Source organism: Amycolatopsis sp. CB00013, assembly GCF_001905755.1.
Taxonomy (GTDB): domain Bacteria; phylum Actinomycetota; class Actinomycetes; order Mycobacteriales; family Pseudonocardiaceae; genus Amycolatopsis; species Amycolatopsis japonica.
Window position 1 is genome coordinate 460,140 of the sequence record NZ_LIWC01000003.1, and the last position, 12,545, is coordinate 472,684.

The window sequence follows — 12,545 nt, forward strand, 5'->3', positions numbered from 1 at the left end:
GGGTTGTGGTGGTGCAGCAGTGGCGCCGCACAAGGCGGACAAGGGCGCAGCGTCGTCGATGGCCGGCCCGTCCACGTCGCGGTGGGGTCCTTTTTTCGCGCTCGTACAGGTCTCGGACATCGAGAGGAATCGCCGCCGGGGCCTCCTGAGCCCGGGGACGTTTGAGCACCCGGGCGCACTCTCGGCAGGCACGTCCCGAGGGCCAGTCATCGACCTGAGGAAGGATCACCGCCCCGCAAAGCGCGGTCATCCCGACGTTCGGTCGACCCGCAGCCCGCTTATCCTTGGCCACCTGGTGCTCGACCTTCGTGATGACACAGGTCACCGAGCACGTGTCAGACGTAGGGGAAGACCGAAGCTTTTCGAGCATGATGGAGTCCTGTGATGGTCTGAGCGAGAGCGGGCTGCAAATCGGGTGGTGTAAGGCGACAGTCAGCGGTCCAGCCGCGCTCGGGACCGGGTGGAATCCGGAGATACACCTAGTTCAGACGACGGCTCGCAACTGCAAGGCTGCTGGCTGGACAAAACGATGCGACGCCATAAGACCTGGCGCCAGGGCGACGGAACACGAGCGGTTCCATGAAACCGTTGCCCCCAATTCGGAGCCCTGCTGTCAGCTGGGTGCGGAAGAGCGAGGAGCCGTCGCAAGGAATCCTTGGTCCTGCCGCCGAACGACCAGCAAATCAGTTCAGGCGTGAACGGATCAGCATCCTTCGTGAGGGGAGTTCGGTAGGCCTCGGCGGAGATGTGCCTCGTGACGACCAATACGTCCGCGTAATCCGGCCACCGGTAGACGAAGACCTCGCCGAATGGGGCCGAATCCGGGCCCACACTCCACCCTTCCCAGTCGAGGGCAAGCACGTCTCCCAGGCACAGGTCACACGGCATGGATACCTGGGGGAATGCTTTCTTCTGCACCGGAACATCACCTGCAGATAGGGCGGATACCGTTGGCGTGACTGCCGATGAGGGTGTGCTGGCAAGCTCCGTGCGCAACTCACACAAGCCCTGACGGACACGCGACATCAGCGCCAAGCTGGGGTTTGTGACGATCGGCAGCGGAAAGGAGGTGGAGAATAGGATGCTGGCTCGCGTAGGCGTAAACCGCTCGGGGCGCGGGTCGACGCGTACCGGCAACGCACGGCCTCGGGATGTGCGCTCAACCGGATCGAGGCAGTCGGCAGTCACAGACATCAGCTCCTTGGGGACGTGATGTCACGACATTGGTATGGCCACGTGGCGTAGACCAGGGCACGAACCACGCAATTACCACGCACGAACCTTGCGCACAGGCAGCTGACCTGCGGTAATGTGTTGTTGTAACGATGTGTGGCGATAAGGAAACTGATGGCGACGAAGTCTTCCGTTTTGGCAGGTGCCCGTTCGGCTGCTGGGTACACGCAGGAAAAGTTCGCGTTTGCACTGGGCGTCGACGTCAGCACGGTCGGCCGCTGGGAGACTGGTACGAGTGCGCCACTTCCGACCACGCGACCTAAGCTCGCCAAGCTTCTTCGCCTGTCCCTCGTGGAGCTCGACCAACTGCTTCGTACAGTCAAAGCCCAGTCAAGCCATCGGGCCACGAAATCAGCGTGGACCGATCCTGGTGTTGGTTCGCGCCTAAGCCAGCTCTCGCTGCTGGATGACCTACGGCGATCGATCATCGGTCGGTCAGCGCTCGCCGGGAAGTCGTCTGATCAGAGGCAGCTCATGCAGGCCGTCAATCGAGCGCACAGGCTTTATCAACATGCCGACTATGAGGCGGCCGCGAAGATGCTTCCGCAAGTGATAGACCGGCTCAATGGGCAGTTGCCGAGCCCTACGGTGGCTATGCAGAAGGCTTGTGGCTACGTTGCTGCTGCAAAGCTGGCGACGAAACTCGGTAGCGGCAGTTTGGCGTGGCTTGCCGCGGACCGTGCAAACCTGGCAGCGCTGGACGCCGGGAGTGCCGAGCTTGCCGGAATTGCCCGTTATCAAGTCGCGTGTGCACTGTTGCTGAATGGGCACCTTGATGATGCCGAAGAAGTCGTCGAAGAAGCCATCGAAGACCTGCGGTTAGCGAAGGGTGGCGACGATGTGCGAGTGAAAATCTCCGTACAAGGCGCACTCTCGTTGCTGGCTGCTGTCATGGCTGCCCGGAGTGGTGCCGGTCAGAACGCGCGTAGACGGCTGCGGCAGGCGGGCGAGTTCGCCGCCGACTTGGGTTGCGAGGGCAACTTCCTGTGGACGGGGTTCGGGCCGACCAATGTCGCGATCCACGAGTTGTCCGTCACTGTGCAACTTGGCGAGGCGCGGCGGTCCTACGAACTCGGTTCGTTTCTGGACACGGACCGGCTTCCGGATGTGCTAGTCGGGCGCCGCTCGCAGGTTCACCTGGATCTGGGGCGAGCGGCTATGAGCGTCGCGGACGACAGTCTGGCGGTACTTCATCTACTTGAAGCGGAACGGGTCGCCAAGCAGGCTGTTTCACGTAATGCCGGTGCACGCGAGGTTATCCAAGTATTGCTTGACCGAGAACGCCACGGTGCTACTCCGGGACTTCGTGCGCTTGCCCTGAGGGCGGGTGTAGATGCCTGACAGAGTGGTTTACCTGGTCGGTAGTGCCGCGCCTCCTGTTCGTGATCTTGGTACTCTGATCGCCCATCTTCACCGTGTGGGTTGGCGCGTCTGCGTCTTTGCCACTCCGACGGCAGCCACATGGATAGATGCGGACGCTCTCACCGAGCAGACCGGATTTCCGGTAAGGAACGGCCAGCCCGGTGCTGAGCCGGTTGTCCTGCCGGATCCGGACTTGATCCTGGCGTGCCCAGTGACGTTCAATACTGTTAACAAGTGGGCGGCAGGTATTTCAGATAACTCTGCGCTTGGTCTACTGAACGAGACCTTCGGCTTCAAGGTGCCGACCTATGCGATGCCGTACGCGAAGAGTACTTTGGCGGCGCATCCGGCATTCGCGGAAAGCTTGTCCCGGCTGAAAAGTTGGAGAGTGAATATTCTTCCCAATGAGCTCGTTCGGCCAGCTGAAAAGAAGGACCCATTCGTGTGGGAGAATCTTCTCGATGCCCTTCCTCTGATGGGCCATACTGGAGATTTCGGGAAGCCTGATGCTGGCGCGTGAACCCCGTTCGGCCTGGCATGACTGGCTTGGTCGAGCGGTGTTGTCGTTGGCTCCCGGCTACTTCCAGGATGTTTGGTGGTCGTGCAGCCATGCGGGCGGGTTCATGGCGCCGCTTCGGACTGCTTGAGCGACGTTCTTGTCGCGGCGTCGTTGCTCGATCCAGCGTGGTGTGCCTCGACGGTGTGTCGTGCGGCTGCGGCGACTTGCTCCGGCCCGTGTGACCCGTTCGCGGCGTGCGGCTTCGAATGCCTCGAGCGCTGTTGCTGTCTCGTCCTGGTCGCGGAGAAATTGGGCTAGGACGACGGCGTCTTCGATGGCAAGCGCGGCACCTTGTTCTGTGGCGGGTGGGACGGCGTGTGCGGCGTCGCCGATGAGGACCATGTGGGCGGTGTGCCAACTCGGCACGGGGCCGAGTGTGCGCGTGTTGGAGGGGATTATGACGTTCGCGGCCTCGATGACTTTCATCGCCGGCGTCCGGTCGCGTCGGAAGAGCTTGGTGAGGTGCTTACGCCAGGTTTCGGTGTCGCGCGGTTGTTCTGCCACCAGTGGTTCTGGTGATGCGATGTTGGCGTACCAGTAGATCTCGCCGGCGGCAGTTGTATAGCCGAAGGTCGCCTTCTTTCCCCAGTAGATGTGAAAAGCGTCTGGCGAAGGTGGTGCGGCTGTGTTCGCGGGGGCGTAGCCGTAGACGAGGTGGGTGCCGGCGTACTGGGGTTCTGGTGCGGTGGGGGAGACGAGCCGACGGATTGTGGAGTTGAGTCCGTCTGCGCCGACGAGCACGGTGCCTTCGGCGGTGGATCCGTCGTCGAAGGTTGCTATGACGCTGTCGGCGCGGGTGGCGGCCCTGCTCAGGCGCTTGTTCATGAAGGCACGTGCTCCGCGGGCTTCTGCTGCGCTGCGCAGTGTGCGGGCGAGGCGAGCGCGGGGCATCGTACGAGGGACTTCGCCGTGCCCATCGCTGGCGAAGGAGACCGTTCCGAGGTGGCGGCCGGTTCCTGAGCTGAGTTCGGTGCTGGCGATGGGGTAGGAGATATCGGCGACGAGATCGTGCGCGTCGATGGCCCGCAGCGCGCTGAGGCCGTTGCGGGGGAGTCGTAGAGCGGCGCCGGTGTAGTCGCCTCCGTCGTGGCGCGCTTCGTAGAGGTCGGCGGTTATACCCGCCTTGCGCAGGGCGATGGCGGCCGCCGATCCCGCGATGCCGCCGCCGACGATGATCGCGTGGTGGGTCACGACGTCCTTCCTGCTGAAGTGAGCTGGCTCCGGGCGGCGAAGTTGCGGGAGAGCGCCACGAGTTCGTCCACCTCGTCGCGGGGAGAGTTCATCTCCGGGATCGCGAGGGGGATTGCTCGTCGTTGCTCGGGATGGTCGGCCGGGGCGGTTTGGAGAGCTTCGTTGATGAGGTCGGCCAGCGGTGTGGTCGCGGCGCGGTGTTTGCGGAGTTCCGCGACCTGCGGGCTGATCCGTACGAGCCCGTCTCGGCACTCGATCATGCGTCGGTAATAACGCCGGTGAACGTCCCACACGCGCAGGGAGTCCCAAGGCGTGGTGGAGGCACGGAGAAACTCGTCTTCAGGGAACGCGTGGTGGAGAGCCGTCCACAGCGGACCAAGCGCGTGGTAGGCGCTGCGCTGCCGCCACCAGATACGAATGGCCGCCAATCGCATACGGGCCGCTGGATAGAGCAGGCCTATCACGATAGCGACGATGCCAGAGAAGGAGAGCGTTCCGTTCACGGCGATGATGTCCATGAACAGCGTGCCAGTGAGCCAGTACTCGACGTCGATCGCGGCGAATATCCCGCTGGTCACCGCCGTCAACGAGAAGCCGACGGCCGCGACGCGGAGTCCCAAGGCCAACCGCCGTTCGGCCTGGCGCGCGTAGCGCAGAGCCGAGACCGCGCACGCGGCCAACGCACAGCCCATAAAGGTGTTCGCGGCGAAGTAGATGACCGACATGTACGGGACGGACATCGGCGCTGGCGCCAGGGCGGCGGCACCGATCATGACGGCTTCGGCGGCGAGGAGGACGAGTAAGTTCCGGCGAGTGCGGCGTTTGGCCACCTGTCGAGGCAGCGTTGCCGCATCGAAGAAGAACAGCAGGGACAGAACCGCGGCCGAGGTAGGGGCGTGCCAGGCGACCGCTGACCACACCGGACCCCCGCGCACGAGCGACGCGTCGCCGACGACATCACGCAGGATGCGCCCAATGAGCGCGAAGGCGAGGAAGCCGACGATGCCTTGTAAGGGGAGGTTCCAGGGCTGTCGGCTGAGCTGATAGCCCTTCCAGATCAGGCCGCCGAGGAGACAACTGATCAGTGCGGCACTGATGAGCCAGCTCATAGCCAGCCGATCCGGGCACCGAGAGCGGTGTCCATGCCGCGCGCGGCGCCGACAGATGGCCGCGGGGCCGCGATATTCAGGATCGACGCCCACTCGAGGATGATCGTCGCGACTGCTTCGGCCTCCCGTTCATGGTCGGTGTCGTAGGCAGTTCTCCGGAGCGCTCGTTTCACCGCGTCCTCGCCGATATCCGGGTACTGCTCGCTCAGCGACCGTGTGCCTGGCGTTGTGAGCCCGTCGGGAAGTACGTCACTGTCGAGAGCACCCTGATGGCCACCGAGGATGTGGCCGAGTTCGTGCAGGACGATGTGGTCTTGGTGCAGTTTGGACGTTTCCTGCTGGAAGAGAATGTAGTCCGCTTCTCGGGTGGAGATCCACATGCCGAAAGGGCCAGGGACGGGGATGGGGTAGGCGATCAGGCGGATGGGTTTACCGCGGATCTCGCCCATCTGACGGCATAGCTCGGTCACGTCCAGGGGTGGGCGAATATCGAGCTTGCTCAGCATCTCACGGCATTGTCGGCGTATGCGCCGCTCAGACACCCGCACCCTCCCTTCGCAGCAGCGACTTCAGGCAGCATCGCAGAAATCGCTATGGCCAGTCCGTTCTAGACGTCTGGAAGCCCTCCATCGGGTGGCGGGGGCCTCTCGGCTTGCTCTTGCTGGTAGACGAGTTCGAGCATGTCCTTCACCAGCTTCAGGCGTTCGGGTGACAGTTGCCCGGCGCGCATCGCCAGCAGCTGAATCTCCTCGTCACCGGAAAGGCCGGCCATCTTGGCGCGCTCCGCCTTCAGCGCTTCCAGCTGCTGGTCGACTTGCCGCACCAGCTCGTTGTCGTCATCGAAGAAGTACGCGACTGGGACCTCGAAGAAGGCGGCTAGCCCTTCCAGGTAGCTCTTCGTCGGGTTGGTCTTCGTGCCGTTACGGAGTCCCCAGATGTAGCTCTGAGATGCCGTCCTGGCGTGTCCGCCGGCAACAATGAATTCGGCGACCTGCTCGTTGCTGTACTCCTTGGCGTCCGGTCGCTTCTTCGTCGCGAAGAGGTCGTTCAGCTTCGCGGCGAGCGTTCGCGTCGCTTGCCCTGTCACCCCAGGCCTCCATGACAGCCGTCGTGTCTTCATTGTTGAGACACCCAATCGGGTGATCACTTTCTCCTCAGTTGAAAAGAACTTTCTCCTGAGAATAGTCTCGAGTCCACAAAGCCTCAACTGAGGAGAAAGTTCGCCACCCAGGTGGGCTAGCGGGCGTAGAGCCTCAAGGTCCGAGGAAGTTGATGGTGACCGCAATGGCGCCAGTGCAGGAGGCAGGTCCGGGCTCGCCCCGGCGCAGCGGGGCAAGAGCGACTCGCGTCTAGCGCGATCGATTGCTCTGCGGATGGGGAGACGCAGATGCGACAAATCAACAGCTTTGCCGAGGCGGTGCACCGGCTGCGCCGTGAGCGGGGAATGAGCCTGGGTGACGTGGCCGCGAAAGCCCGCTACAGCCCGAGCTACCTTTCCAAGCTGCTCCACGGCCACCGGCGCCTTCTGCCGGAAGTCGTGCGCCAGATCGACACGGTCCTCGACGCGAAGGGGCAGCTCGAACGCCTTGCCGAACGACAACGCTCCGAAGGCTCGGCCGTCGGGGACAAGCCGATGCAACTGCCCGCCGACGTCCCAGGCTTCATAGGCCGCACAGACGTTCTGCGGGCGATGGACGCCGCACTCGCGAGCCAGGCGAGCGGGGGTGCCCACACAGTCGTGATCGAAGGAGGCTTCTGGGTCGGGAAAACGGCCCTAGCCGTGCATTGGGTCACCCAAAACCTGCATCGGTTTCCCGGCGGCTGCCTCTTCGCCGATATGCGCGGGTTGGGCCCCGGGGCACCCAGGAACCCGGAGGAAGTACTCGATGGCTTCTTGCAAGCATTGGGCGCCGGTCAGGCAGACCTGAATGGCGCACTTGAGGTCCGGGCCGCACGCTTCCGATCGATCCTCGCCGAACGCCCCGCCGTGGTGGTCCTCGACAACATCGCCGACTACAGCCAGGTGCGGCATCTGCTGCCTGGCGGTGGCAGCGTCGTCGTCGCTACCAGCCGCGAGCACCAAGCCAGCCTGCTGCTGCGGACCGGTGGCGTGTCGATCGACTTGCCCGCCTTGTCGCCCGCCGACGCACTGACCTTGCTCGCCAGCCGCGTCGGCCGTCATCGCCTCGCCGCGGACCCCGTTGCCGCTGAAGCGGTCGTACGGCGCTGCGGCCGGCTTCCCATGGCGGTCCTTATCGTCGCAGAACACCTCCAACAGCGTCCCGACAGCACGCTGGGCAAGATCGCCGCCCAGCTGGCGACCGACCGCCACCGACTGGACCTCTTCACCTCGCCGGACCCCACGGTCAACATCCATGGCGTGATCGACCTGTCCTACCTCGCTCTGCCACCGGCCGCGGCACGACTGTTCCGGCTGCTGGGAATCAGCCCCGCGTACACTGTCAGCGCGGACTCCGCTGCCGTGCTCGCCGACATCGAACCCGACCTTGCGGAGTCACTTCTTACCGTGCTTCGGCAGGCTCACCTGGTGACGCCCATGCCGGACGGCCGCTACAGCATCGACTACCTCCTCCGGGCATACGCACACCAGCGCGCGCTGGTCGAGGAACACCTCCGCGACGTCGAGAAGGCCCAAGACCGGGTTCTCAGGTGGTACACGGCACGAGCGCTGTCCGCCAACAACTCGCTCATCCCGAACTGGCGTGACTCGACGATCGACAGCCTGCTCGCAGAGTACGACCAAGGCAGCCCTAGCTTCGATGAGGCGATGTCCTGGTGCCAGACCGAGGTCGCGACCGCCCTGCAAATCGCGAAGAACACCCGCAGCCACCTCGCAAAGTACCTCCTCTGGGTCCTGCCGACGGCATTCCTGCCGTACTTCGCCATCACCCGAAGCTGGACGGACTGGCTCATCGCCGCCAACGACGGGCTCGACGCCGCGACCACGGCGGAAAGCACTGCAGGCACTGCTCGTAGCCTGCAAGTCCTCGGCTGGGCCGAGCGTGACCTCGGCCGGACATCAGACGCCATCTCGCATCTCACGCAAGCCCTCGAGCTCTTCGTTGAACTCGGTGACGAGCTGCCCGCAGCATGGACCGCACACGGTTTGGCGCTTACTCTCACCAATTGCCAACGGCACGGAGAAGCGATCGCCCACTTCCTGGCGGCGGACGACCGGTTCCAGGCGCTTCACCACGGCATCGGCGTCGTCATGAACCAGGCGGCATCCGCCCTTGCCTTCCACGAAGCCGGCGATCGCGAGCGAGCCGTCGACACCGCGCGCGAGGCGCTACGCCTCGCCCAAAGGCACGACTCCGACGGCATCCACAGCCTCGCGCACCACAGCCTCGGCATCCTGCTGCAGCGCAGAGGCGAACATAGGGCCGCCCTTACACACTTCGATGCCGCGGCCTCCCTTCGGCAACGTCCGTGGCAACGATGGAACCTCGCTGACACGCTGATCGCCCGAGCAGAATCCCTGCTTGCCCTGGGATTTCGTCCGCAGGCCACGGCCGCCTACGAAAAAGCAGCCGACATGCTGGAAAGCCTCCGCGATTCACGGGCACACGAAATTCGCGCGCGCGCCGCGTTGGGGGGCAAACCTGAGTGGGCAGCGAAGAACGAGCCAGCTGGCACAGTGCTGAACTTTCCCTCGTGGGCACGGTAAAGCATTCGTAGTCACGGTTGAACTCGATGATCTGGCCTACCGCGTGGCCAAGCGGGCACGCGCTCTCGAGTTCATGATTCTGGCATTCAGTGTGAGCCCAGTCAGGCTAGATCTGGCTGCGGCTCAGCTAGTTTCGGCGCCGGGCGACCGTGCTCTTCCTAAGGGACGCAGGTCTGAGTGGTTAATGAAAATCGTTGCTGCCTTGACGGGGTCATGACAAAATCAACACAGAATCGGCACAACGTTGTGCTCGCCCGATGGGTTCCCGCTCCTCTTGTGGCGGTGGATAGTGAATAGCAGAACAGCACAACCCGCCGCGGATCGATTTCTTCGATTTTGTGGATATCAGTGGCTAATTGTTCGAATATTCAGTTCCGTTACTCTTAAAGGGTGAGGATATGATTGGAATTTCGAGGACTCGTGCGGTTCGATACGGTTTGGCTGGTGCGGTCGCAGCGCTCGCGGTCGCGGGGTCGGGTGTGACTGCAAACGCTGCTATGGCAAGGGAAGCAGCGGCTGACGGACCTGTCACCGTCAGCGAGGGATGTGGCTTTCTCGGCTGGGGAAAGTATCGGCACTGCGATGGCGGTACCGGGTCCACTGTGATGCTGGACGTCGAGGATATCTTTGGTGGTCTCTTCCGCTACTGTGTCGGACCCGGCACGACCGATCTCCAGGCGGTCATCAGATGGCGGGTAACTGGTGCCTGGTGGAATGGGGGCTTCGGCTGTATTCCGGGCTATTACGGCCCAGCGTGATCGAGAACTGCCAGAGTTGTCATCGCCGGCCTGGGACTTGCTGATCGGCGGGTTGCTCTGGTGCTCCGGGGAGTCAGCACCCCGGACGCGGCGTGGCGGGAATCCAAGCTCTCCGCCCCAGTTTGGCCCGTCACGCCGCACCTCGACTGGCCGCTTAGCGGCAAGCGCTCCGTCGGTGTCATCGGGGATCGACGGAAGCCGCCGGGGTGGCGCCCCTCCCCTCAAGCGCCACCCCGGCAACCCCGCAAGCAAACCAAGCCAGCAGTAGGACAGTCCCGCTACAAGCGTTGTCAGGGAAGCAGGGAAGAACGATGACGAGCCAGACAACCGTGGAGGCACATCACACGGTGACAGGCGTTCTAACCGTTCGCCAGCACCATAGCCAGCGTGCCCGCCAGAAGGCATGGCCCGAACGGCACCACTACGGCGCCGTCTTCATCACGGCGTCGGACGCCGGGTGCACTGACCATGACCAGCGCGAGCAGCGAGGCCGTCAGCACTGCCCCGGCGACCTGGGCCCAGCCGATCCAGCCGGTCACCAGTCCGACTACCGCGGCGGCGCTGACGTCGCCGGCACCGATACCCCCGCCGGTGGCCACGGCGAGGACCAGGAACAGTCCACCCGCTGCGGCGAGTGCGGCAAGCGCTCGTACACCCGGCGCGGGGTCGCGACGGACCAAACACAGCACCGCGAAACCCGCCATGGCGCCGGCAAGCAGAGGCCATATCAAGGCCCGGGGAAGCCGGTGTTCGCACCAGTCGATTACCGCCAAGGGAACCGCCATTACGGCCACGAAGCCGTAGACGGCGAGTTCGCCGCGTCCTCCCACACTCCAGCCCAGCAACCCCAGGGCGGCCGCCGTGAGCACCGCCCCGAACCACCATGCCCCTGCCAGCCTCCGCTCCTGTCGCAGGAACCGGCGCGTGAGTCCGCTCGCCGCCGCACCGAGCACTGGGCCGACGGCCGCGCTGCCAATCCACCACCAGCTGCTCGCCGTCAGTTGCACAACTCCTCCGACCCTCGCCCGATCACCTTGTACGCCATCCTGCCCGCCCGATCTTCCGGCCGACGGGCTCTCAAACCAATGGGTGAACTTCAGGCGAGAGCTGCTGCCCGGAGCACTATCACCACGAAGGTCGGTCTTGAGGCGAACCTGCCGCAGTGGAGCGTCACGGCGGTGCGGCTCGCCCACGCTGACCTGCGATCGTCGATGAAATGGGGGAGAGTAATGACCCACTACCGCAGCACCCGCCTCGCCCTGACCGGCCTTGCCGCTGCAGCCGGACTTGGCTTGAGCGCCTGCAGCTCGGACGATAGCGCAACCCCGGCTTCCGCGACGTCAGCACCGCCAATCGCGCCCAGCACCACGGCCGCCTCGCCCGCCGACATCGCCAAGCAGAAGGCCACTGCTGCGTATCTGGGCATGTGGAGCGACATGGCCGAAGCCGCGATGACCTCCGACTGGCAAACACCGAAACTGGCTCAGAACGCGACAGGCGAAGCGCTGCAGACCATTTCCCGAAGTTTGTACGCCGATCACTACAATGGCCTGGTCACCAAAGGACAGCCTGTCAATCACCCGAAGCCAGCTTCGGTAGAGCCACTGGACAACCCGACTTCGGTCACACTCACCGATTGCGGCGACTCGACGAACTGGCTCAAGTATCGGGCTGACAATGGTCAACCAGCCAACGACGGGCCAAGCGGACGCCGGCAGATCGAGGCGTTGGTGAAGAAGGCCGTCGACGGCTCTTGGAAAGTGACGACCTTCGCGGTACACGAGGTCGGATCATGCACCGGGTAAGCAGGGTCGCGCTGACAGCGGGCGCGGCGATCGTCCTATCTCTCGCTGTGGCAGGCCCGGCTTTGGCCGATGGTTGGGGCAACGTCAAATGCGGTGAAGCCGGAAACCCGTCCTGCGATCTCGGCGCTGGCCGCCGCGGCCACTCCGCTCCCATCCCGGGCCCAGTACCCGGCCCGAAACCTGGTGGCCCGAAATCGCCGGCAGGCGAACAGGGCAAATCCGCTCCGCCCCCTGGCGACCGGGTTGTCGGCGGCAACGGCAACCAAGCCGATTGCTCGTACGTGCGCAGCAACTACCAGCCACCGGCAAACGGTGTGCAGACGATCCGTTTCCACCGACACCGCTGGGGCTCTGGTGGGGTGCAGTTCGTGTCGCCGCTTCGTCCGCGACCCCAGGATGTGGTTCCGGCGCAGGGGCCAGGTCCAGGCGGCGCGTGGTACCTCTATCAGTGTTCCGGTCAGGGGCAGCGGGACGCGCTATACCGGGCCCCGGTGTGGATTCCCGATGGTCAGGCACCAGGTGCCGCGCCGCTGCCCTCGCCCGAAGAGTTGGCCGAGCGGGCGCGGTCGCAGCTGCGGTTGCCGAGTCCGGTGATTGGCTCAAGTCCGGCCGGAACCCAGTTGGTGCGGCTGCCGACGTGGTTGTGGTTGGACCGGGCGATGTGGCGGCCGCAGTCGGCGACGGCTTCGGTGCCCGGGGTGTCGGTCACCGCGACCGCGACCCCGACCGGGGTGGCCTGGGTAATGGGCGATGGCAGCACCGTGTCGTGCGCTGGACCGGGCACTCCTTTTCCTGCTCAGGGTGACCCGCAGGCGGCTTCGCCGGATTGCGGCCACACCT

11 protein-coding genes are annotated in these 12,545 nt (G+C 64.4%); 5 read left to right on the plus strand and 6 right to left on the minus strand.

Translation table 11 applies throughout. The features are described from left to right. The first annotated feature begins 1,347 nt into the window (after positions 1-1,347). Entirely contained in the window at positions 1,348-2,574 is a 1,227-nt protein-coding gene (locus tag AMK34_RS21750; protein ID WP_073846589.1) for a helix-turn-helix domain-containing protein, read from the plus strand. After that, positions 2,567-3,115, plus strand: a complete 549-nt coding sequence (locus AMK34_RS21755; protein ID WP_073846590.1) for a flavoprotein — start codon at positions 2,567-2,569, stop codon at positions 3,113-3,115. Before AMK34_RS21750 ends, AMK34_RS21755 begins: the two co-directional genes overlap by 8 nt. Before the next feature lie 57 nt (positions 3,116-3,172). Here AMK34_RS21755 and AMK34_RS21760 read toward each other — a convergent pair whose 3' ends face one another. The 4 genes from AMK34_RS21760 to AMK34_RS21775 all read right to left on the minus strand — a co-directional run bounded on the left by AMK34_RS21760 (position 3,173) and on the right by AMK34_RS21775 (position 6,601). Continuing rightward, positions 3,173-4,345 (minus strand): FAD-dependent monooxygenase, encoded by a 1,173-nt coding sequence (locus AMK34_RS21760; RefSeq protein WP_073846591.1) that lies wholly within the window; start codon positions 4,343-4,345, stop codon positions 3,173-3,175. Beyond that, positions 4,342-5,454: an MAB_1171c family putative transporter gene (locus tag AMK34_RS43015; RefSeq protein WP_073846592.1), complete on the minus strand. Its 1,113-nt coding sequence runs from the start codon at positions 5,452-5,454 to the stop codon at positions 4,342-4,344. Before AMK34_RS43015 ends, AMK34_RS21760 begins: the two co-directional genes overlap by 4 nt. Beyond that, positions 5,451-5,996: a hypothetical protein gene (locus AMK34_RS21770; protein ID WP_073847147.1), complete on the minus strand. Its 546-nt coding sequence runs from the start codon at positions 5,994-5,996 to the stop codon at positions 5,451-5,453. The genes AMK34_RS43015 and AMK34_RS21770 overlap by 4 nt, the downstream gene beginning before the upstream one ends. Positions 5,997-6,061: 65 nt before the next feature. After that, positions 6,062-6,601, minus strand: a complete 540-nt coding sequence (locus AMK34_RS21775; RefSeq protein WP_241832825.1) for an XRE family transcriptional regulator — start codon at positions 6,599-6,601, stop codon at positions 6,062-6,064. Positions 6,602-6,841: 240 nt separating this feature from the next. Here AMK34_RS21775 and AMK34_RS21780 point away from each other — a divergent pair, with 240 nt between their 5' ends. Further along, positions 6,842-9,142, plus strand: a complete 2,301-nt coding sequence (locus AMK34_RS21780; protein WP_073846594.1) for a helix-turn-helix domain-containing protein — start codon at positions 6,842-6,844, stop codon at positions 9,140-9,142. A 497-nt stretch (positions 9,143-9,639) separates the two neighbouring features. Then, entirely contained in the window at positions 9,640-9,900 is a 261-nt protein-coding gene (locus tag AMK34_RS43515) for a DUF6355 family natural product biosynthesis protein (RefSeq protein WP_241832860.1), read from the plus strand. Between the two features lie 359 nt (positions 9,901-10,259). Here the strand turns inward: AMK34_RS43515 and AMK34_RS21785 are convergent, their stop codons facing one another. After that, a complete protein-coding gene (locus AMK34_RS21785) occupies positions 10,260-10,907 on the minus strand; it encodes a prepilin peptidase (protein WP_073846595.1) in 648 nt (215 codons plus the stop codon). A 78-nt stretch (positions 10,908-10,985) separates the two neighbouring features. Between AMK34_RS21785 and AMK34_RS43520 the strand changes: the two genes are divergently transcribed. Further along, entirely contained in the window at positions 10,986-11,705 is a 720-nt protein-coding gene (locus AMK34_RS43520; RefSeq protein ID WP_241832826.1) for a hypothetical protein, read from the plus strand. Positions 11,706-12,213: 508 nt separating this feature from the next. Here AMK34_RS43520 and AMK34_RS43020 read toward each other — a convergent pair. Then, positions 12,214-12,489, minus strand: coding sequence for a hypothetical protein (locus AMK34_RS43020; protein WP_158073295.1), 276 nt, complete (start codon positions 12,487-12,489; stop codon positions 12,214-12,216). Positions 12,490-12,545: the final 56 nt, after the last annotated feature.